Origin of the sequence: Janibacter sp. UYMM211, from assembly GCF_040547045.1 — a bacterium.
Taxonomy (GTDB): domain Bacteria; phylum Actinomycetota; class Actinomycetes; order Actinomycetales; family Dermatophilaceae; genus Marihabitans; species Marihabitans melonis.
This window is the reverse complement of sequence record NZ_JBEPOY010000002.1, coordinates 302,304-321,872: the sequence shown is the minus strand read 5'-3', so window position 1 is coordinate 321,872 and position 19,569 is coordinate 302,304. Positions and strand designations below refer to the sequence as shown.

Here is a 19,569-nt window from a genome sequence, read left to right as displayed (position 1 = left end):
CGTCAGTATCGGTGCGAGTGCCGGGACCGGGCCGCGGGCTGGAGCCGGGGCCGGGTCCGGCCCCGTCCTCGAAGCGAGTGCTCCATCGAAGGCCTCCCGGACGGGTCCCGCGGGAGTGCGGTGCCCGTCAGTCGTGACAGTAGGTCGACGACCTCGGCGACCGACCCCACGACACGGGCGTGTCGCGAAGTTCACCGGGTGCTGACGCGGGGTTCACGAAGGGGGTCGCCCCACCCGTCCCACGGGGCTCACGCGCCCCGTGCGCACCACCGGGTCAGGACCCGAAGCGGCGCTGGCGCTCCCCGTAGGCGCGCAGCGCGCGCAGGAAGTCGACCTTGCGGAAGTCGGGCCAGTAGGCCTCGCAGAAGTAGAACTCGCTGTGGGCGCTCTGCCACAGCAGGAAGCCCGAGAGCCGCTGCTCCCCGGACGTGCGGATGACGAGGTCGGGGTCGGGCTGGCCGGCCGTGTAGAGGTGGTCGGCGATCGTCTCGGTCGTCACCGAGCGGGCGACGTCCTCGAGGCTCTCGCCGCGCTCGGCGGCCCGGCGCAGCATCTCGCGGACCGCGTCGGCGATCTCCTGGCGACCGCCGTAGCCGACGGCGACGTTGACGTGCAGGCCCTCGACGTCGGCGGTCTGCTCGGCGGCCCGGCGCAGGGCCGCGGCGGTCTCGACGGGCAGGAGGTCGAGCGCGCCGGCCGGGTGGACCCGCCAGCGGGCGCTCGCGGCGATGTCGCCGACGACCCCCTCGATGATCCGCAGCAGCGGCTGCAGCTCGTCCTGCGAGCGCGTGAGGTTGTCGGTGGAGAGCAGCCACAGCGTGACGACCTCGACACCGGCCTCCTCGCACCACTGGAGGAAGTTGGCGATGTTCGCCGCCCCCGCCCGGTGGCCGTCGTCGGTGCGAGCCCCGCGGGCCCGGGCGAAGCGACGGTTGCCGTCGACGATCATCCCGACGTGGCGGGGCACCCCGACACGGGCGACCTCCTTGGCGAGGCGGGCCTCGTAGGCGGCGTAGAGGGGATTGCGCACCCGCTCTCGCCTCCCTTCGTGGTCGATGACGCGAGCCTCGCGCGGACCGGGTCAACCTATCGCGCGGGTCTTCGACGACGCCGCCTCCCCTGGCCGGACGTCCGACCGTCGCGCGGGCCAGCCGTCTCACAGCCAGGTCCGATACCGTCTCCCCATGACCTTCGACGGCGAGCTGCGCGGACGCGCCCAGGAGATGGCCCGTGACGTCTCCGAGCACGTCGACGAGATCGTCGACGCGGTCAAGCCGCACCTGCGCGGCTGGCTCCACCTCGTCATGGCGCCGCTGGCGCTCGTCGGCGGGATGATCCTCATGACGACCGCCCCGACGATGCAGGGCCGGGTCGCGGCCTTCGTCTTCACCATCACCGCGGGCCTGCTCTTCACGACCTCCGCGGTCTACCACCGCGGTCGCTGGTCGACGAAGGTCGGCGCGGTGCTGCGCCGCTGGGACCACGCGAACATCTTCCTCATCATCGCGGGCAGCTACACGCCCTTCGCGATGTTGCTCCCACGCGACCAGGCGATCACCCTGCTGAGCATCGTGTGGTCCGGCGCGATCCTCGGCGTGCTCTTCCGCGTCTTCTGGATCGGCGCCCCGCGCTGGCTCTACGTGCCGGTCTACATGGCGCTGGGGTGGGTCGCCGTCTTCTACATCGGCCCGCTGCTCACCCACGGCGGGGTGCTCATCATGAGCCTCATCATCACCGGCGGGCTGCTCTACACCCTCGGTGCCGTCGTGTACGGCCTCAAGCGGCCCAACCCGTCACCGCGGTGGTTCGGGTTCCACGAGATCTTCCACGCCTTCACCATCCTCGCCTTCGTCGCCCACTTCGCGGCGGCGGCGCTGGCCCTCTACGGACCGGTCGCCCAGGGCGCCTGAGACCTCCCTCTCGGCGCGACGCCCGCGCTCCTGGGCCTGACGGTCCGCCTCGGCCAGCCGCATCCGGCGCAGCCGCGTGAACATGCTGCGCATGAGCAGCCACAGCCCGACGGCGAGGAAGAAGAAGGCCACGAAGGCCCACCAGCCGGGGCCGACCTCGGTGCTCGGAGAGCTCATCGCCAGTCCTTCACGGTCGGCTCCACGCGGTCGTCACGCAGGAGGGTCGGACGGCCCGTCGCGAGCTCGTCGGCGCGCTGCGGGTCGATGCCCGCGAAGAGGTCGTCCTCGGTGTCGTCGGTCGGCACGTACGACATCGCCAGCTCGAAGTCGTCGGTCGGCCACACCTCGGCCTGGATGTCGTTGGTCACCGCGAAGAAGCTGCCCCCCGGGTCGACCTGCGTCGCGTGGGCGCGCAGCGCGTCGTCGCGCACGTCGAAGTACTCCGACGCGGGCACGCGCGTGGTGATCCGCCGGTCGGTGCGGTCCTCCCAGCGCGCGAGCCAGTCGGCGAAGGGGGACTCCATCCCCCGGTCGAGCAGCGCGCGGTGGTAGGTCTGCAGGCGCTCGCGGTGGAAGCCGGCGTTGTAGTACATCTTCAGCGGCTGCCACGGCTCGCCCGCGTGCGGGTAGCGCTCGGGGTCACCGGCCGCGAGGAAGGCCTCGACGGAGACCCGGTTGGTCATGATGTGGTCCGGGTGCGGGTAGCCGCCGTTCTCGTCGTACGTCGTCAGCACGTGCGGGCGGAAGCGACGGATCTCGCGCACGAGCGCCTCGACCGGGGCGTCGAGCTCCTCGAGCGCGAAGCAGCCGGCGGGCAGCGGCGGACGCGGGTCGCCCTCGGGCAGACCGGAGTCGACGAAGCCCAGCCACGTGTGCTCGCAGCCGAGGATCGCCTGAGCACGGGCCATCTCGTCGCGACGCACCTGCGCGAGGTCACGGGTGATGTGGGGGTTGTCCTTGAGCGCGGGGTTGAGCACGTCGCCGCGCTCCCCGCCGGTGCACGACACGACGAGCACCCGGTGACCCTCGGCGACGTACTTCGCAGTGGTCGCGGCACCCTTGCTCGACTCGTCGTCGGGGTGGGCGTGCACGGCCATCAGGCGCAGTGGTTCCACTCTTCACTTCCTCGGTTTGGGACGATGGTCTCGATTCTCTCACCACCAGGAGCACCCGCATGAGCACCGCCCCCGTCGACACCCCCGCCCAGCAGGGGCGCTCGCCCCGCTTCTGGTGGGTGCTCGGCAGCGTCCTCGTCGCGGCCAGCGTCGCCCTCGTCGTGTGGTTCGGCCTGTCGGGGACGAAGGGGGCGGTGACCGCCACCGACGTCGCCTTCACCCGCGAGCCGCGCGAGGTGACGATGGTCTTCGACGTCGACCGCCCCGTCGGCACCGTCGTCACCTGCCACGTCAAGGCGCTCGACTCCGACTACGCCACCGTCGGGTCCACCGACGTCGAGATCCCGGCGAGCCAGGAGCGCTCGACCCGCGAGAGCGTCGTCGTGCGCACGACGACGCAGGCGGTCACCGCGACCGTCGACGGCTGCCGACCCCTCTGAGCAGGCCCGACGGGCCGGGGGTACACCCCTTCGTGGCTGGGGTTGTCACCCCCGACGGGGTAAACTCGTGCGAATACCGAAGACGAGGTCTGGACCACGCGGTCCAGGCCTTCGTGCATACGGCCCCGGTGAGCGGGGTCATCGTGAGTGAGGAGCGAGACCGTGAGCGAGACCGCCACCACGGCGTCATACCTGACCAAGGACGCGTACGAGCGTCTCCAGGCCGAGCTGCGCGAGCTCTCCGGCCCGGGCCGGACCGAGATCGCCAAGCGCATCGAGGCGGCCCGCGAGGAGGGTGACCTCAAGGAGAACGGCGGCTACCACGCCGCCAAGGAGGAGCAGGGCAAGATGGAGGCCCGCATCCGCCAGCTCACCCAGATCCTCAACACCTCGGTCGTCGGCGAGGCTCCCGCGGACGACGGGGTCGTCGAGCCCGGCATGGTCGTCACCGTGCGCATGTTCGGCGACGAGGAGAAGTTCCTCCTCGGCTCGCGCGAGATCGCCGGCGACAGCGACCTCGACGTCTACTCCGAGCAGTCGCCGCTGGGCGCGGCCATCAACGGCAAGAAGGCCGGCGACACGGCGACCTACGAGGCGCCGAACGGCAAGAGCGTCGACGTCGAGATCGTGTCGGCCACGCCCTACGCGGGCTGAGCCGAGCCCGGCTGCGCCGGGGCATGACGAAGGGGTGGCCCCACCAGCTGGTGGGGGCCGCCCCTTCGTCGTGCTCGCGGCTAGCGCGGGCCGAGCCATTCGCCGGTCGCGACCCACGTCGGGTCGCCGATGACGTCGTCGTCACACCGGGTGATCTCGAGGGGGTCCCACGCCACGAGGTCCATGACCGGACGTCCGGGACCGGTCCACGAGATGTCGCCCGTGCGCACGTCGTCCCAGAAGCCCTCATCGGTGTCGACGGCCGCGGGCATCGTCTCGAGCTGGCCGAAGGGGGGACGGCCGATGTCTGCGGGCTCCCACTCGCCGATGCCGACGACGGGGACGTCACCGACGAGGTGGGCCTCGTGCGCCGGGGCCCAGTGCGCCTCGCCGGCACGGCCGATCTCGGTGACCGGTCCGCCGTGGTCGCGACCGCCGCCGTCACGAGCCCGGCCGATCTCGGTGACCGGTCCCCCGTGGTCGCGCCCGCTGGCGTCGTGACCACCGCCGTCGGTGGGGCGGTCACCGCCCTGGACCGGTCCGCCGTGGTCGCGGCCACCGCCGCTGCCGCTGCCGCGGCCACCGCGGTGCCCGAGGTCGCCGGTGCCGCCGGACGGGCTGCTCGAGGAGCGGCGCTGGTCGTCGGACTCCATCGACAGCAGCTTCGCGTAGGCGCGGATGCCCTGCGCGGCCTCGTCGACCTGACGGTGCGCCCGGCGCCAACGCTTGGCGAAATCCTCGAAGTCCGGCCCGTCCCAGGCCGCTCGCAGCTTCTCCAGGTGCGCCGACCCACGGCCCCCGACGTCGTCGATGAGGTCGCCCTGGCGCCGCAGCGCCACGGCGACGTCGTCGAGCACCTCGGCATCTGCACCGTGACTCACCCGCTGGCCCATTGCACCTCCCTGACGTGACTGCCCTCAGGGTAGGCCGCGGTGCCGACAGGGGTCGATGGGGAGCACTGCCCACCCCCCTTCGCCCAGGTCGGGTCCAGGCGCGGGTGAGATGATGAGGCCATGTTCGGTTTCCGATCGACTCCCGCCATGCCCACCTCCGAGACCGCCCTGCCGGGCCGGGCCGAGTACGGCTACCCCCTCCCCACCACCCACCGCGTCCTCGACGTCAGCCCGACCGGCCCGTGGCCCGAGGGCACCGAGGTCATGTACATCGCGATGGGCTGCTTCTGGGGCGCGGAGCGGATCATGTGGCGTCTGCCCGGGGTGCTCACCACCGCCGCCGGGTACATGGGCGGCTTCAGCCCCTACCCGACCTACGAGGAGACGTGCACCGGCCAGACCGGGCACACCGAGAGCGTCCTCGTGGCCTACGACCCCGCGACGATCGCCCCCGAGCAGGTCCTCAAGGCCTTCTGGGAGAACCACGACCCGACGACGGCCAACCGTCAGGGCAACGACGTCGGCACCCAGTACCGCTCGGCGATCTACTGGACGACGCCGGCGCAGCAGGCCGCCGTCGAGGCAACCCACGCGTCCTTCCAGCGCGAGCTCACCGAGCACGGCCACGGCGAGATCACGACCGAGGAGCGCCCGGCGAGCGAGGTCGGCACCTTCTACTACGCCGAGCCCTACCACCAGCAGTACCTCGACGCGAACCCCGGCGGCTACTGCAACCACGGGCCCAACGGGCTGACCTGCCAGGTCGGCCTCGTGCGCCAGGACCAGGTGCCCGCGCAGGTCGACGTCGAGCCGCCCGCCTGACCGGCCCTGGCGGGCTGTCGGTGCGGGGCCCTAGGTTGACCGGGGTCAGCGACGACCCGAGTCAGGAGTGCCCGTCATGCCCCACGGAGACATCACCCACATCGACATCCCGGTGAGCGACCTGGCCCGGGCCAGCGAGTTCTACAGCGGCCTCTTCGGCTGGCAGATCGCCGAGGTCCCCGGCTACGAGGGCTACCCGATGTGGCAGGCGCCGAACAAGATCAGCGGCGGTGGTCTCGCCCCGCGCGGCGAGGGCTTCACCCAGCCCCGCAGCTACATCGAGGTCGACTCCATCGAGGAGACCCTCGCGAAGGTCCGCGAGAGCGGCGGCGCGGTGGTCATGGAGAAGTCCCCGATCAGCGAGACGAGCTGGTGGGCGGTCTTCACCGACCCCGACGGCAACGTCGTCGGCGTCTACGAGGGCGCCACGGACACCAGCGCGGGCTGACCGCCGGGCGCGACCCCGCTCAGCCCCGACGCCACCACCGGCGCCGGGGCGCGGGGGCCACGGCCTCCGCCGCGCCCTCGGTGGCGCCCGAGGGTGCCGCGGCCCGCCGGTCGCGCAGCTCCCGCCACTGCCCCACGACCTCGTCGACGTCGACGGTCGGGGCGAGCACCGGCGGGATCGGGCCGACGACGGGTCGTCGACGCTCGTCGACGACCCGCGCGTTGTAGTCGCGCAGCACCGCTCGGACCGCGTCCTCGCTGGTCAGGTCGAGCAGGCTCTCGGGGTACCCGGCGCGCTCGCGGCGCAGCTGCAGCGCCGGCGGGAGCACGTCGGCGGTGTCGAGCCCCTCGGCGGCCATCTTCCGCTTCGCCCACCAGTCCGGGTCCGGGTCGTCCAGACCCGTCAGCGGGCGACCGGCCCCCGGCAGGTCGTCGAAATCGCCCCGTTCGGTGGCCTCGCGGATCTGCTTCTCCACCCACGACTCGTAGCGCTGCATCCCTCGATGATGCGCCGGTCGAGGCCCCGACGGGGCTCAGAGCGCAGCTGCGACCTCGGTGCCCTGCTTGATCGCCCGCTTCGCGTCGAGCTCGGCGGCGACGTCCGCGCCGCCGATGACGGTGACGTGGACCCCCTTCGCCCGCAACGGCTCGACGAGGTCGGTCACCGACTCCTGCCCGGCGCACACGACGACGTGGTCGACCTCGAGCACGCGTGGCTCGCCGTCGACGACGAGGTGCAGGCCGGCGTCGTCGACCCGCTCGTAGGTGGCCCCGACCACCTGGTGCACCCCCTTCGTCTTCAGCGCGGCCCGGTGCACCCAGCCGGTCGTCTTGCCCAGACCGGCGCCGATCTTCGAGGTCTTGCGCTGCACGAGGTAGACCTCGCGCACCGGGACCTCGGGCACGGGGTCGACGAGACCGCCGCGGGTGCCGGACTGCGCGTCGATGCCCCACTCGCGCTGCCAGGCGTCGAGGTCGAGGGTCGTCGACTCCCCCGTCGTCAGGTACTCGGTGACGTCGACGCCGATGCCGCCGGCGCCGATGACGGCGACCCGTCGACCGACCTCGACCTCGCCGCGCACGACCTGCGGGTAGGTGAGCACCTTCGGGTGGTCCATGCCCTCGATCTGCGGCACGCGTGGCTCGACACCGGTCGCGAGGACCACCTCGTCGAAGTCGGCGAGGGTGTCCGCGTCGGCGCGCGTGCCGAGGTGCACCTTGACGCCCGCGAGGTCGAGCTGGGTGCGGTAGTAGCGGATGGTCTCGGCGAACTCCTCCTTGCCGGGGATGCGCATCGCGAGGGCGAACTGCCCGCCGATGTCGTCACCTGCCTCGAAGAGCTCGACCCGGTGACCGCGCTGCGCCGCGGTGACGGCGCTCGCCAGCCCGGCCGGGCCCGCGCCGACGACGGCGACGTGCTTGACCGTGCGGGTCGGGCCGATGACGAGCTCGGTCTCGTGCGCGGCGCGCGGGTTGACCAGGCAGCTGGCCGTCTTGCGCTCGAAGGTGTGGTCGAGGCAGGCCTGGTTGCAGCCGATGCACGTGTTGATCTCCTGGGCACGACCCTCCTGGGCCTTGATCGCCCACTCGGCGTCGGCGAGGAAGGGCCGGGCCATCTGCACGAGGTCGGCCTTGCCCGCGGCGAGCACCGACTCGGCGACGTCGGGCATGTTGATCCGGTTGGAGGTGACGACCGGCACCCGCACGTGCTCGCGCAGGCGCGCGGCGACGTCGACGAAGGCGGCCCGCGGCACCGAGGTCGCGATCGTCGGGACCCTCGCCTCGTGCCAGCCGATGCCCGTCGAGATGATCGTCGCGCCGGCCGCCTCGATCTCCTGGGCGAGCGCCACGACCTCCTCCCACGTCTGGCCGTCGGGCACGAGGTCGAGCACGGAGAGGCGGTAGAGGATGACGAAGTCGTCGCCCACCGCGGCCCGAGCCGTCCGCACGATCTCGACGGCGATCCGCCGCCTGTTCTCTGCCGACCCTCCCCAGCCGTCCTCACGGTGGTTGGTGCGCGGCGCGAGGAACTGGTTGATGAAGTAGCCCTCGGAGCCCATGATCTCGATGCCGTCGTACCCGGCCTCCCGGGCCAGCTCCGCGGCCCGGCCGTAGGACCGGATCTGCCGGCGCACCCCGCGCTCGGAGAGCGCCCGCGGCACGAAGGGGGTGATCGGGCTCTTGATCGCCGACGGGGCGACCTTGAGCGGGGAGTAGGCGTAGCGACCCGCGTGGAGCAGCTGCAGCGCGATCTTGCCGCCCTCCTTGTGCACCGCCTGCGTGATCTGGCGGTGCCGGCGCGCCTCGCGGTGCGTCGTCAGCTTCGACGCCCCGGGGTAGAAGGAGCCCTCGAGGTTGGGCGAGAAACCGCCGGTGACGATGAGGCCGGCTCCCCCCTTCGCCCGCTCGGCGTAGAAGGCCGCGAGCCGCTCGAAGTCCCGCCCCCGGTCCTCCAGACCGGTGTGCATCGAGCCCATGATCGTGCGGTTGGGCAGGGTGGTGAAGCCGAGGTCGAGCGGCTCGAAGAGGTGCGGGTAGTCAGTCATGGGTCCTTCTCGTCAGGCGTGCCGGAGGTCATGAGGAGCGGAACGCCGTGCAGCAGCAGTTCGTTGGCATCATCGACCCCGAGGATGTCAGCGTGCCTACTCTGGCCGGACCAGCCCCGAAAGGAAACCGATGACCAGCGTGACCCGTCTCGCAGCGCGCACCGCGACGGTGTCCGGCGCGACCGCCGCGGGGCTCGCCACGCTCGCCGGGCTCGGGTACGCGCTCATCCAGGTCGAGGCGAGGATCGCGCGCAAGATCGTCGGTCAGCCCTTCGAGGGGGCCCCGGACGACGACGGCCTCTACGGCGCCGCGCCCGGTGAGCCCGTCGAGCTGCTCGTGCTCGGTGACTCGACGGCTGCGGGCATGGGCGCCGACCACCGCTTCCAGACGATCGGCGGGATCCTCGCGACCGGTCTCGCGGCCATCATGGGCCGCCCCGTGCGGTTGACCAACGAGGCCGTCATCGGCGCCGAGTCCAGCGACCTCACCGGTCAGCTGTCGAAGGCGCTCGGCCGGGTCGACTCCCCCGACGTCGCCGTCGTGCTCGTCGGCGCCAACGACGTCACCCACCGCATCGACCGGAGCACGTCGGTCGGGCACCTCGAGCGCACCGTGCGCTACCTGCGCACCCTCGACGTGCCCGTCGTCGTCGCGACCTGCCCCGACCTCGGGACCGTCGAGCCGATCCCCTTCCCGCTGAGCGCGCTGCTGCGGCGGTGGAGCCGTGAGCTCGCCGCCGCGCAGACCGTGGCCGTCGTCGAGGCGGGGGCGCGCAGCGTGTCCGTCGGCGGCCTGCTCGGCGCGGAGTTCGAGGCGAGCCCGGCCGTGATGTTCAGCCAGGACCGCTTCCACCCCTCGCCGGCCGGGTACGCCCGCGTGGCGAGCGCGCTGCTGCCCTCGGTCGCGGCCGCCGTCGGTGCGTGGCCGGCCGGCGCGAGCGGCGACACCGAGCCGGAGGCGGCCCGGGGCGAAGGGGTCGGCACGATCGACGACGCCGCCGGGCGGGCCGTGCACCGGCCCGGCACCGAGGTGAGCGCGGCGACCGTCGACGGTCGTCAGGCCGGGCCCCGCGGCCGCTGGGCGATGCTGCGCCGCCGTCTGCCCGGCCCCGTGCACGACGGCGCGATCTGAGCGCTCCGCTCGTCGGCGGCGCGAGGTCGGGCACCCCCGCGGGTGAGCGTGCCCACGGCCCCCTCGTCAGGGGCTGAGCGGGCGCTTAGTATCGGTGGGGCCGTGGCGCGACCGCCCGGCTCCGCTGACACCTGGAGGACCAGTGACCGACGCCGTCATCGTCTCGACCGCCCGCTCCCCCATCGGACGCGCCTTCAAGGGCTCCCTCAAGGACGTGCGACCCGACGACCTCTCCGCGCAGGTCGTCGCCGCGGCGCTCGACGGCGCCGGGATCGACGCCTCGCACATCGAGGACCTGCACTGGGGCTGCGCCGAGCCCAGCCACAAGCACGGCTCGAACATGGCCCGCGTCGTCGCCGTCCTCGGCGGGCACGACCACCTGCCCGGTACGACGGTCAACCGCTTCTGCGCCTCGTCGGTGCAGACCACGCGGATGGCCTTCCACGCGATCAAGGCCGGCGAGGCCGACGCGATCATCTCCGGCGGCGTCGAGTGCGTCTCGCAGTACCAGAGCTTCTCCGGGGCCGGTGGCTCCGACGAGGAGGCGATGAACCCGCTCTTCGCCGACGCCCGGGCCCGCACCGCGCGCATCGCGGCGGAGAACTCCCCGTGGACCGACCCGCGCGAGGAGGGCCTCGTCCCCGACATCTACATCGCCATGGGTCAGACGGCGGAGAACGTCGCGACCCTGCGCGGCATGGACCGCCTGCGGATGGACGAGTGGGGCGTGCGCAGCCAGAACCGCGCCGAGCAGGCCATCGCCGACGGCTTCTTCGCCCGTGAGATCGCCCCCGTCACCCTCGCCGACGGCACGGTCGTCTCGACCGACGACGGCCCGCGCGCCGGCGTAACGCTCGAGGCCGTGCAGTCCCTCAAGCCGGTCTTCCGCGAGGACGGCGTCATCACCGCCGGCAACTGCTGCGCCCTCAACGACGGCGCGGCCGCGCTCGTCGTCATGAGCGACACGAAGGCCGCCGAGCTCGGCCTGACCCCCCTCGCCCGCGTCGTCTCCACCGGCGTCTCCGCGCTCTCGCCCGAGATCATGGGGATGGGCCCGGTCGAGGCGAGCCGGCGCGCGCTGGCCCAGGCCGGCATGTCGATCTCGGACATGGACCTCTACGAGATCAACGAGGCCTTCGCCGTGCAGGTGCTCGCCAGCGCCGACGACCTCGGCATGGACGAGGACAAGCTCAACGTCCACGGTGGCGCGATCGCGCTGGGTCACCCCTTCGGCGCCACCGGTGCCCGCATCACCGCGACCCTGCTCAACGGGCTGCGCGAGACCGACGGCACCTTCGGCCTCGAGACGATGTGCGTCGGCGGCGGTCAGGGCATGGCGATCGTCTACGAGCGCCTCTCCTGAGCCCACCCGCAGGCACGACGAAGGGCCCGGATCCGATCGGATCCGGGCCCTTCGTCGTCGTGGTCGAGGTGCGACGGCCCCTGGCTGGTCGAGGTGCGACGGCCCCGCTCTCGCTGGTCGAGGTGCGACGGCCCCCTGGGGCCGGAGCCTCGAGACCACCGGACCTTACGCCGACCACCCGAGCCGCAGCGCGGCGAGCCGCTCCGCGAGACCCCGGACCTCCCCTTCGGCGCACCGGTCGTGGACGACGACCCGCAGCTGGTCCATGAGGACAGCAGGACCGAGATCCGGCGGGATGTCGCCGGCGAGCTCGCCGAGCAGCTCGCGCACGCCCGCAGACGCAGCGACCGCGCGGTCCAACGGCAGCTGGTGCCACCGTCGGACCGCGCGGTCGAGCTCGGCTGCCACGTCGTCCGGGATGGGCGAGCGGGGCAGCACCGAGGTCACTCCGAGCGCAGGCGGCCGAGGAGCCGCAGGATCTCGAGGTAGAGCCACACGAGCGTGGCGAGCAGACCGAGCGCGAGGGTCCAGGAGTAGGACTCCGGGGCGTTGGTGCGCAGGGCGGTCTCGATGCTGTCGAAGTCGAGCATGAGGGTCACCGAGGCCAGGCCGACGGCGAAGACCGAGATCGCGATGCCGATCGGGCCGGAGCCGCCGATGCCGAAGGGGGTGTCGGTGATCAGCGCGAAGCCCAGGTTGATGAGCGCGAAGACGAAGTAGCCGAGCATCATCATCGAGACGACGGCGCGGAACTTCTGGGTCACCTTGACCAGGCCGCTGCGGTAGAGGAAGAGCATCGCGCCGAAGACGCAGACGGTCGCCAGGACGGCCTGGAAGACGATGCCCTGGTGGATCGGCACGTTGGTTGCGCCGGTCACCTGGTAGTCGAAGATGCGGGAGTAGCTCTGGCTGATCGCGCCGACGAAGAGGCCCTGGAAGGCGGCGTACGCCACGGCGACGGCCGGGTGCACGGCCTTCTTCGAGAACATGAGGTAGAGCGCGATGCCGAGCCCGCCGACCAGGCCGACGCCCCAGATCATGGGGCCGAAGGCCGGGGAGAGGAACCACGCGGGGACCGCGACGGCGATCATGACGGCGAAGAGCGCGCCGGTCTTCATGATGACGTCGTCGATGGTCAGCGCACGACCGCCGCCGCCACCGCCCCAGCCACCGCCCTGCACCGGGGGCTCCTGCGGGAAGCCGGGCTGCGCCTGGCCGTAGCCGCCCTGCTGGGGGTAACCCTTCTGCGGGTATCCCTGCTGGGGGTACTGGGTCTGCTGGTAGCCGCCCTGCTGGGCCCGGGCGTCGTCGCGGAATCCGACGTACCCGTTGCGAGCGTCCTGCTCGACGCGGCCGAGGATGGGGTTGGACATGGGTCGGGCCTTCCTGTAGGTCCGTGAGGTCTTACCAAGACTAAGGGTCCCCGTACCCGCGGCATTCCGCGGGATGCCAGGTGTTGCGGTGCCGTGACCCCCGCCGGCCCTGGACAGACCTCGGCCGACGTCGCGCCGGAGCTCGTCGGCCGTGCCACGCTCGTCCTCCCCGAGCAGAGACGAGGACGTCATGACTACTCCCCCCAAGGGCGTGCAGGAGGCGGCGCAGCGTGCCGTGCGATGGATCGAGGACGGCAAGGCCGGCACGGGCTTCACCGTCACCGGCCGCGACCGGGCCCACCAGCTGGCGAAGGGGGATGACGTGCCCGAGGCCGACCTGAAGAAGATGCACGCGTACTTCGAGCGGCACGCCGGCGACGCCGACGCGCAGGGCTGGTCGCAGGGCGAGGACGGATTCCCCTCCCCCGGCCGCGTCGCGTGGGACGCCTGGGGCGGCGACGAGGGTCGTCGGTGGGCCGCGAAGGAGGTCGGGGACTGACTCCCCCTTCGCCCCGCTCCTCCCCGCTCCCCTCCGATGCGAGCTACCACGCAGTACTGGTCGCGACCGCGACCAGTACTGCGTGGTAGCTGGCGGGGTATCGGGCGTCAGACGCCGTCGAGCGCCTGGACGAGGTCGGCGAGCAGGTCGGCCTCGTCCTCGATGCCGACGGACAGGCGCACGAGGTCGTCCGGCACCTCGAGCATCGAGCCCGCGGTCGACGCGTGGGTCATCGCGCCCGGGTGCTCGATGAGCGACTCGATGCCGCCGAGCGACTCCGCAAGGGTGAAGATCTCCGTCCGCGCGCACAGCCGCTGCGCGGCCTCGGGCCCACCGGCCATGCGCACCGAGATCATGCCGCCGAAGCGGCGCATCTGCCGGGCCGCGACCTCGTGGGCCGGGTGCTCCGGGAGCCCCGGGTAGAGGATCGAGGAGATCTCCGGGCGCGACGAGAGCAGGTCCACGACGGCCTCGGCGTTGTCGCAGTGCCGCTCCATGCGCACGCCGAGCGTCTTGATGCCTCGCATCGTCAGGTAGGCGTCGAAGGGCCCGGGCACGCCGCCCGAGCCGTTCTGGATGAAGGCGATGTCGCTGTCGAGCTGCTCGTCGTCGGTGACGAGGAGCCCGCCGACGACGTCGCTGTGCCCACCCATGTACTTCGTGCTCGAGTGGAGCACGACGTCTGCCCCGAGCGAGAGCGGCTGCTGCAGGTACGGGCTGGCGAAGGTGTTGTCGACGACGAGCCGCGCCCCTGCCTCGTGGGCCAGCTCCGCGCTCGCGGCGATGTCGCCGATGGTCAGCAGCGGGTTGGTCGGGGTCTCGAGCCAGAGCAGCTTGGTCGTCGGGCGGATCGCCGCGCGGATGGCGTCGAGGTCACCCACCGGTGCCGGCGTGTGCTCGACGCCCCACTGCGAGAAGACCTTGTCGATGAGGCGGAAGGTGCCGCCGTACGCGTCGTCGGGGATGACGAGGTGGTCGCCCGGGCGCAGCGTGGCGCGCAGGAGCGCGTCGGTCGCCGCCATGCCCGAGGCGAAGGCGCGCCCGTGGCGTCCCCCTTCGATCGAGGCCGCGTTGGCCTCGAGCGCCTGACGGGTCGGGTTACCGGTGCGGGCGTACTCGAAGCCGCCGCGCAGCCCGCCGACGCCGTCCTGGGCGAAGGTGGAGCTCGCGTAGATCGGGACGTTGACCGCCCCGGTCAGCGGGTCCGGGGAGTACCCGGCGTGGATGGCCCGGGTCGAGAAGCCCTGGCTCGCGTGCGCGTCGAGCGCGCTCTCGTGCTCTCCCATGATCAGCCCTTCGTCCGCGCGGAGATGTGCCCGAGGAGGTCGGCGCGGGTCACGACCCCGATCGGCTTGCCGCCGTCGACGACGAGCAGGGCGTCGTCGTGCTCGAGCGCCTCGACCGCGGACGCGGCGCTCTCGCCGGTCCCGATCTGCGTCAGCTTGCGGCTCATGTGCTTGCTCACCGGGTCGGCGAGCGTGGCGCGCCCCTCGAAGACGGCGTCGAGCAGCTCGCGCTCGGTCACCGCACCGGCGACCTCGCCGAGGACGACGGGCGGCTCGGCGTTGACGACGGGCATCTGCGAGACGCCGTACTCGCGCAGGATCTCGATCGCGTCGCGGACCGTCTCGGTTGGGTGCGTGTGGACGAGGGCCGGCATGTCGCCGCTCTTGACGCGCAGGACGTCGCCGACGGTCGTCGCGTCCTCCTCGCCGCTGGTGAAGCCGTAGCTGGCCATCCACTCGTCGTCGAAGATCTTGCCGAGGTAACCCCGGCCGCCGTCGGGGAGGATGACGACGATCTTCGCGTCGGGCTCGCGCTCGGCGACGCGCAGCGCGCCGACGACGGCCATGCCGCAGGACCCGCCGACGAGGAGGCCCTCCTCGAGGGCGAGACGGCGGGTCATCGCGAAGGACTCGGCGTCGCTCACGGCGATGACCTCGTCCGGGACGGACGGGTCGTAGGCGCCGGGCCACATGTCCTCGCCGACGCCCTCGACGAGGTAGGGGCGCCCGCTGCCGCCGGAGTAGACCGAGCCCTCGGGGTCGACGCCGACGACCTTGACGCGGCCCTGCGAGATCTCCTTGAGGTAGCGCCCGGTGCCGGTGATCGTGCCGCCGGTGCCGATGCCCGCGACGAGATGGGTGATCTCGCCGTCGGTCTGCGCCCAGATCTCCGGGCCGGTGGTCTCGTAGTGGCTCGCCGGGCCGTTGGGGTTCTCGTACTGGTTCGGCTTCCAGCCGCCGGGGGTCTCGGCCGCGAGCCGGTCAGAGACGGAGTAGTAGCTGTCCGGGTGCTCGGGGGCGACGGCCGTCGGGGTCACCCGCACCTCGGCGCCGTACGCGCGCAGGACGTCGATCTTGTCCTGGCCGACCTTGTCGGGGCACACGAAGATGCACCTGTACCCGCGCTGCTGCGCGACGAGGGCCAGGCCGACCCCGGTGTTGCCCGACGTCGGCTCGACGATCGTGCCGCCAGGCTTGAGCAGCCCCTCGGCCTCCGCCGCGTCGACCATCTTCTTGGCGATCCGGTCCTTGATGCTGCCACCGGGGTTGAGGTACTCGACCTTGGCGGCGACGAGGGCGGACCCGGACGGGACGACGGCGTTGAGCCTGACCAGCGGGGTGTTGCCGATGAGCTCGGAGATGTGGTCTGCGATCTGCATGTCCACATCGTGGCACGAGCCCCTACCGGCCCTCGCACCCCCGACGGGACTCGAACCCGCACCCGGGGCGATTTTAAGTCGCTTGCCTCTGCCAGTTGGGCCACGGGGGCGAGACCCAGCCTAGATGGAAGGGCTCTAAGCCACTTTCCCGCCCAAGGCGGGAAGATTCGACCTCGGGCAAGAACATTTCCTTCCCGAGGTCGAGCTTTCCCGCCCTGGGCGGGAAAGGTGGGACGTGGAGCAGCTCAGGCGGGGGCGCTGGCGGCGGAGAGGGCGATCCCGTCGAGGATGTCCTTCTCGCTGGTGACGACCGGGATGCTCGGGCCGGTCACCTCGACGACGCGGGCGACGAGGTCGTGCCAGATGAGGGCACCGGCGCCGATGACGTCGACCCGTCCGGGGTGCATGTACGGCATGGCGGCCCGGGTGTCGCGGTCGGCCGAGACGATCTCCGCGGCGGCGACGAGCACCTGCTCCGGGGTGAGCCGGGCGAGGTGGATCCGGGCGGAGTCGTAGCGCTCGAGGCGAAGGGCGTGCGCCGTCACCGTGGTGATCGTGCCGGCGAGCCCGATGATCGCGCCGAGACCGCCGACGCCGACGCGGGTCTCGGCCCGGTCGAGCGCCTCGGCGATGTCCCAGCGAGCCGCCTCGACCTCGCTGGGCTGGGGCGGGTCGGAGAAGAAGTGCCGCTCGGACAGGCGCACCGAGCCGATGTCCAGCGAGATCTCCTCGTAGACCGCGTCGGTGCCGCGGACGAGCTCGGTCGAGCCGCCGCCCAGGTCGACGACGAGGTAGGGCCCCTCGACCCCGGCCTCGGCGAGCCCCGCCGTCGCACCGGCGAAGGACAGCTGCGCCTCCTCGGTGCCGGAGACGACCTCCGGGCTCACCTCGAGGCCATGCGCGGCGAAGGCCTGCTGCACGCCCACGACGAAGTCCGACGCGTTGCTCGCGTCTCGCGACGCCGAGGTGGCGACGAAGCGCATCGCCTCGACACCGTGCTCGGCGCAGGTCCTCGCGTACTCGTCGGTGACCGCCAGGGTGCGCCGCAGCGCCTCGGGGTCGAGCATCCCGGTGCGGTCCACCCCATGGCCCAGCCGGACGACCTCGGTGCGGCGCACGACGTCGACGAGGGCGGAGCGGCCGTCCTCGTCCGGCTCCCCCACGTCGGCGACGAGCAGACGGATCGAGTTCGTGCCGCAGTCGACGGCGCCGACCCTCATCGTGACTCCTCGTCGGTGGTGTGCTCGGCGGCATCGGGGCCGGTCACCCCGGCGGCACCCGGCACGACGCCGCAGCAGCCGTTCTCCCACCACGGCGGCAGCATGGCCAGCGCCTCGTCGCCGGGGAGGTTCACCCCTTCGCCCACCGCCATCGAGTGCGCGACGACGACGTGGAGGCACTTCACGCGGGTCGGCATGCCGCCCGCGGAGATGCCGGCGACCTCGGGCACGTCGCCGAGCTCGCCGCGGCGGGCGAGGTAGTCCTCGTGGGCGGCCCGGTACGAGGCCGCGTAGTCCTCGTCCTCGAGCAGCCTGGCGCTCATCCGCGCCATGACGCCCTGGCTCTCCAGCGTCGAGATGGCGCCGGTGAGCCGGGGGCAGGTCGCGTAGAAGGACGTCGGGAAGGGCGTGCCGCCGGGCAGGCGGGGCGCCGTGCGCACGACCGCGGGGCAGCCGCAGGGGCAGCGGGCCGCGATCTCGACGACCGCGCGCGCCTGTCGCCCGAGCTGGGCGGTCACGGCGTCGAGGTCGGCCTGGGTCACGCGGTCGAGGTCGTTGCCGTGCTCGTCGTAGGTCGCCATCTAGCGGCCGGCCCCCGAGCGTGCGTCGGCCGCCTCGACGGAGGTGCCGAGGCGCTCGTACCAGGGGCCGTGGTCCTCGCCGGTCGCGGTGCCCGTCTCCGGGTCGACGTCGCTGGCGGCGGGGTCGGCGTCGATGACGGTGTACGACTTCTCGCCGACCTTGACGAACTTGAGCCGCTCACGGGCCTGCGCCTCGACGTACTCGTCGGTCGACCACAGCTCCTTCTGGCGCTGCAGCGCGGCGACGTCGCGCTCCTGGGTGGCGACCTGGGTCTCGAGCGCGTCCATCCGCGAGCGCTGGTCGAGATAGCTCTTCGCCGTGGGCAGCAGCATCATCGTCATGAGGAAGCCGACGGACACGAGCGCGACCCATCGGCGCGGGGTGAGGGCGACGCGGCGCCGCGGGCCCTGGGTGGTCGAGGTGGCCCGACCACGACCGGACGCACGAGCGCCCGCCCCGCCCTGGCCGCGGCCAGGGGGGCGGGTCGGGCGCGGGGTGCGCCCGGCGGGCCCCGAGGAGCCCGCCGGACGGCGACCGGTCGGTCGAGCCACGCGTCAGCCCTGGAAGCGCGGGAAGGCGCCGGCGCCGGCGTAGACGGCGGCGTCGTCGAGCTCTTCCTCGATGCGCAGGAGCTGGTTGTACTTCGCGACGCGCTCGGAGCGCGCGGGCGCCCCGGTCTTGATCTGGCCGCAGTTCGTCGCGACCGCGAGGTCGGCGATGGTGACGTCCTCGGTCTCGCCGGAGCGGTGGCTCATCATGCAGCGGTAGCCGCTGCGGTGCGCCAGGGCGACGGCGTCGAAGGTCTCGGTCAGCGTGCCGATCTGGTTGACCTTGACGAGCAGGGCGTTGCCCGCGCCCTCGGCGATGCCGCGGCCGAGGCGCTCGGGGTTGGTGACGAAGAGGTCGTCGCCGACGAGCTGGACGAGCGAGCCGAGACGTTCGGTGATGGCCACCCAGCCCTCCCAGTCGTCCTCGTCGAGCGGGTCCTCGATGGACACGAGCGGGTAGGCGTCGACGAGCTCGGCGTAGTACTCCACCATGTCCTTCGCGGAGCGCTTCTTGCCCTCGAAGGTGTACTTGCCCTTCTCGCAGAACTCGCTGGCCGCGACGTCGAGCGCGAGCGCGATGTCCTTGCCGGGGGTGAAGCCGGCCTTCGTGATGGCCTCGACGATGAGGTCGAGCGCGTCGCGGTTGCTGCCGAGGTTCGGCGCGAAGCCGCCCTCGTCGCCGAGACCGGTCGACAGGCCCTTGTCCTTGAGCACGGCCTTGAGCTGGTGGTAGACCTCCGTGCCCCAGCGCAGCGCCTCGCGGAAGGAGGGGGCGCCGATCGGCGCGATCATGAACTCCTGGATGTCGACGTTGGAGTCCGCGTGGCTGCCGCCGTTGAGGATGTTCATCATCGGCACGGGCAGGACGTGCGCGTTCGGGCCGCCGAGGTAGCGGAAGAGCGGGAGCTCGCTGGACTGCGCCGCGGCGTGGGCGAGGGCCATGGAGACGCCGAGTATGGCGTTGGCGCCGAGGGTGCCCTTGTTGTCGGTGCCGTCGATGGCGAGCATCTCGTTGTCGACGATGCGCTGGTCGCTGGCCTCGTAGCCGAGGAGCTGGGGCATGAGCTCCTCCTCGACCGCGCGGACCGCGTCCTGGACGCCCTTGCCGAGGTAGCGCTTCTTGTCGCCGTCGCGGCGCTCGACCGCCTCGAAGGCGCCGGTGGAGGCACCGCTGGGCACGGCCGCACGGCCGATGCTGCCGTCGTCGAGGGCGACCTCGACCTCGACGGTCGGGTTGCCGCGCGAGTCGAGGATCTCGCGGGCGCCGATGGCTTCGATGGTGGCCACGTCTGTCACTCCTGTCGGATGGGCGAAGGGGGCAGGTGCTCCCCCTGCGAGCCTAGGGCCGAGGGTATCGAGC

The 19,569-nt window shown here is 72.3% G+C and carries 21 protein-coding genes and 1 tRNA gene; 8 read left to right on the top strand and 14 right to left on the bottom strand.

Translation table 11 applies throughout. The features are described 5' to 3' along the window. Positions 1 to 274 precede the first annotated feature (274 nt). Positions 275 to 1,030 carry an isoprenyl transferase gene (locus ABIB53_RS06675; protein WP_068273231.1) on the bottom strand — a complete coding sequence of 252 codons (756 nt, stop codon included), beginning with the start codon at positions 1,028 to 1,030 and terminating at the stop codon, positions 275 to 277. Positions 1,031 to 1,184: 154 nt separating this feature from the next. Here ABIB53_RS06675 and trhA point away from each other — a divergent pair, with 154 nt between their 5' ends. Continuing rightward, positions 1,185 to 1,910 (top strand): PAQR family membrane homeostasis protein TrhA, encoded by a 726-nt coding sequence (gene trhA, locus ABIB53_RS06670; protein ID WP_123091219.1) that lies wholly within the window; start codon positions 1,185 to 1,187, stop codon positions 1,908 to 1,910. 173 nt (positions 1,911 to 2,083) lie between these two features. Here trhA and mca read toward each other — a convergent pair whose 3' ends face one another. Then, positions 2,084 to 3,007 carry a mycothiol conjugate amidase Mca gene (gene mca / locus ABIB53_RS06665; RefSeq protein WP_251718771.1) on the bottom strand — a complete coding sequence of 308 codons (924 nt, stop codon included), beginning with the start codon at positions 3,005 to 3,007 and terminating at the stop codon, positions 2,084 to 2,086. A gap of 77 nt (positions 3,008 to 3,084) precedes the next feature. Between mca and ABIB53_RS06660 the strand changes: the two genes are divergently transcribed. Together ABIB53_RS06660 and greA are read left to right on the top strand one after the other, a co-directional pair. Next, positions 3,085 to 3,465, top strand: coding sequence for a DUF4307 domain-containing protein (locus ABIB53_RS06660; protein ID WP_068273226.1), 381 nt, complete (start codon positions 3,085 to 3,087; stop codon positions 3,463 to 3,465). Positions 3,466 to 3,627: 162 nt separating this feature from the next. Beyond that, entirely contained in the window at positions 3,628 to 4,119 is a 492-nt protein-coding gene (gene greA / locus ABIB53_RS06655) for a transcription elongation factor GreA (RefSeq protein ID WP_068273224.1), read from the top strand. Between the two features lie 80 nt (positions 4,120 to 4,199). On the opposite strand, the gene ABIB53_RS06650 is transcribed toward greA, so the two are convergent. Beyond that, positions 4,200 to 5,000, bottom strand: a complete 801-nt coding sequence (locus ABIB53_RS06650; protein ID WP_354587591.1) for a WXG100 family type VII secretion target — start codon at positions 4,998 to 5,000, stop codon at positions 4,200 to 4,202. A gap of 159 nt (positions 5,001 to 5,159) precedes the next feature. Here ABIB53_RS06650 and msrA point away from each other — a divergent pair, with 159 nt between their 5' ends. Both msrA and ABIB53_RS06640 read left to right on the top strand, forming a co-directional pair. Then, complete coding sequence (msrA, locus tag ABIB53_RS06645; RefSeq protein ID WP_354587590.1) at positions 5,160 to 5,834, top strand: peptide-methionine (S)-S-oxide reductase MsrA; 675 nt, start codon at positions 5,160 to 5,162, stop codon at positions 5,832 to 5,834. A gap of 76 nt (positions 5,835 to 5,910) precedes the next feature. Beyond that, positions 5,911 to 6,282 (top strand): VOC family protein, encoded by a 372-nt coding sequence (locus tag ABIB53_RS06640; RefSeq protein WP_354587589.1) that lies wholly within the window; start codon positions 5,911 to 5,913, stop codon positions 6,280 to 6,282. Positions 6,283 to 6,301: 19 nt separating this feature from the next. Here the strand turns inward: ABIB53_RS06640 and ABIB53_RS06635 are convergent, their stop codons facing one another. Together ABIB53_RS06635 and ABIB53_RS06630 are read right to left on the bottom strand one after the other, a co-directional pair. Next, positions 6,302 to 6,778 (bottom strand): DnaJ family domain-containing protein, encoded by a 477-nt coding sequence (locus tag ABIB53_RS06635; protein ID WP_251718702.1) that lies wholly within the window; start codon positions 6,776 to 6,778, stop codon positions 6,302 to 6,304. 36 nt (positions 6,779 to 6,814) lie between these two features. After that, positions 6,815 to 8,827, bottom strand: coding sequence for an oxidoreductase (locus tag ABIB53_RS06630; protein WP_354587588.1), 2,013 nt, complete (start codon positions 8,825 to 8,827; stop codon positions 6,815 to 6,817). A gap of 139 nt (positions 8,828 to 8,966) precedes the next feature. Between ABIB53_RS06630 and ABIB53_RS06625 the strand changes: the two genes are divergently transcribed. Together ABIB53_RS06625 and ABIB53_RS06620 are read left to right on the top strand one after the other, a co-directional pair. Continuing rightward, entirely contained in the window at positions 8,967 to 9,959 is a 993-nt protein-coding gene (locus ABIB53_RS06625) for an SGNH/GDSL hydrolase family protein (RefSeq protein WP_372430369.1), read from the top strand. Between the two features lie 142 nt (positions 9,960 to 10,101). Then, positions 10,102 to 11,322, top strand: coding sequence for an acetyl-CoA C-acetyltransferase (locus ABIB53_RS06620; RefSeq protein ID WP_354587587.1), 1,221 nt, complete (start codon positions 10,102 to 10,104; stop codon positions 11,320 to 11,322). A gap of 165 nt (positions 11,323 to 11,487) precedes the next feature. On the opposite strand, the gene ABIB53_RS06615 is transcribed toward ABIB53_RS06620, so the two are convergent. Next, positions 11,488 to 11,730 (bottom strand): hypothetical protein, encoded by a 243-nt coding sequence (locus tag ABIB53_RS06615; RefSeq protein WP_229300599.1) that lies wholly within the window; start codon positions 11,728 to 11,730, stop codon positions 11,488 to 11,490. Between the two features lie 35 nt (positions 11,731 to 11,765). Next, entirely contained in the window at positions 11,766 to 12,695 is a 930-nt protein-coding gene (locus ABIB53_RS06610; RefSeq protein ID WP_354587585.1) for a Bax inhibitor-1/YccA family protein, read from the bottom strand. A 190-nt stretch (positions 12,696 to 12,885) separates the two neighbouring features. Between ABIB53_RS06610 and ABIB53_RS06605 the strand changes: the two genes are divergently transcribed. Continuing rightward, a complete protein-coding gene (locus ABIB53_RS06605; RefSeq protein ID WP_354587584.1) occupies positions 12,886 to 13,194 on the top strand; it encodes a hypothetical protein in 309 nt (102 codons plus the stop codon). Positions 13,195 to 13,301: 107 nt separating this feature from the next. Here ABIB53_RS06605 and ABIB53_RS06600 read toward each other — a convergent pair whose 3' ends face one another. The 7 genes from ABIB53_RS06600 to eno all read right to left on the bottom strand — a co-directional run bounded on the left by ABIB53_RS06600 (position 13,302) and on the right by eno (position 19,496). After that, complete coding sequence (locus ABIB53_RS06600; RefSeq protein ID WP_123091228.1) at positions 13,302 to 14,480, bottom strand: cystathionine gamma-synthase; 1,179 nt, start codon at positions 14,478 to 14,480, stop codon at positions 13,302 to 13,304. Positions 14,481 to 14,482: 2 nt separating this feature from the next. Then, a complete protein-coding gene (locus ABIB53_RS06595; protein ID WP_354587583.1) occupies positions 14,483 to 15,859 on the bottom strand; it encodes a cystathionine beta-synthase in 1,377 nt (458 codons plus the stop codon). A 35-nt stretch (positions 15,860 to 15,894) separates the two neighbouring features. Continuing rightward, a tRNA-Leu gene (locus ABIB53_RS06590) sits at positions 15,895 to 15,969 on the bottom strand. Between the two features lie 135 nt (positions 15,970 to 16,104). Then, on the bottom strand, positions 16,105 to 17,079 hold the full coding sequence (locus ABIB53_RS06585) for a Ppx/GppA phosphatase family protein (RefSeq protein WP_354587582.1): 975 nt from the start codon (positions 17,077 to 17,079) through the stop codon (positions 16,105 to 16,107). Further along, positions 17,076 to 17,660, bottom strand: coding sequence for a DUF501 domain-containing protein (locus ABIB53_RS06580; protein WP_354587581.1), 585 nt, complete (start codon positions 17,658 to 17,660; stop codon positions 17,076 to 17,078). Before ABIB53_RS06580 ends, ABIB53_RS06585 begins: the two co-directional genes overlap by 4 nt. Further along, on the bottom strand, positions 17,661 to 18,212 hold the full coding sequence (locus ABIB53_RS06575) for an FtsB family cell division protein (protein ID WP_191681600.1): 552 nt from the start codon (positions 18,210 to 18,212) through the stop codon (positions 17,661 to 17,663). Between the two features lie 3 nt (positions 18,213 to 18,215). After that, entirely contained in the window at positions 18,216 to 19,496 is a 1,281-nt protein-coding gene (gene eno / locus ABIB53_RS06570) for a phosphopyruvate hydratase (RefSeq protein WP_252975060.1), read from the bottom strand. Positions 19,497 to 19,569 lie beyond the last annotated feature (73 nt).

Coding starts and splice junctions, on each gene's coding strand:
- ABIB53_RS06660 (WP_068273226.1), top strand. CDS start 3,085: ATGAGCACCGCCCCCGTCGACACCCCCGCCCAGCAGGGGCGCTCGCCC.
- ABIB53_RS06610 (WP_354587585.1), bottom strand. CDS start 12,695: ATGTCCAACCCCATCCTCGGCCGCGTCGAGCAGGACGCTCGCAACGGG.
- ABIB53_RS06595 (WP_354587583.1), bottom strand. CDS start 15,859: ATGCAGATCGCAGACCACATCTCCGAGCTCATCGGCAACACCCCGCTG.
- ABIB53_RS06640 (WP_354587589.1), top strand. CDS start 5,911: ATGCCCCACGGAGACATCACCCACATCGACATCCCGGTGAGCGACCTG.
- ABIB53_RS06605 (WP_354587584.1), top strand. CDS start 12,886: ATGACTACTCCCCCCAAGGGCGTGCAGGAGGCGGCGCAGCGTGCCGTG.
- ABIB53_RS06630 (WP_354587588.1), bottom strand. CDS start 8,827: ATGACTGACTACCCGCACCTCTTCGAGCCGCTCGACCTCGGCTTCACC.
- ABIB53_RS06635 (WP_251718702.1), bottom strand. CDS start 6,778: ATGCAGCGCTACGAGTCGTGGGTGGAGAAGCAGATCCGCGAGGCCACC.
- msrA (WP_354587590.1), top strand. CDS start 5,160: ATGCCCACCTCCGAGACCGCCCTGCCGGGCCGGGCCGAGTACGGCTAC.
- ABIB53_RS06580 (WP_354587581.1), bottom strand. CDS start 17,660: ATGGCGACCTACGACGAGCACGGCAACGACCTCGACCGCGTGACCCAG.
- ABIB53_RS06600 (WP_123091228.1), bottom strand. CDS start 14,480: ATGGGAGAGCACGAGAGCGCGCTCGACGCGCACGCGAGCCAGGGCTTC.
- mca (WP_251718771.1), bottom strand. CDS start 3,007: ATGGCCGTGCACGCCCACCCCGACGACGAGTCGAGCAAGGGTGCCGCG.
- trhA (WP_123091219.1), top strand. CDS start 1,185: ATGACCTTCGACGGCGAGCTGCGCGGACGCGCCCAGGAGATGGCCCGT.
- ABIB53_RS06585 (WP_354587582.1), bottom strand. CDS start 17,079: ATGAGGGTCGGCGCCGTCGACTGCGGCACGAACTCGATCCGTCTGCTC.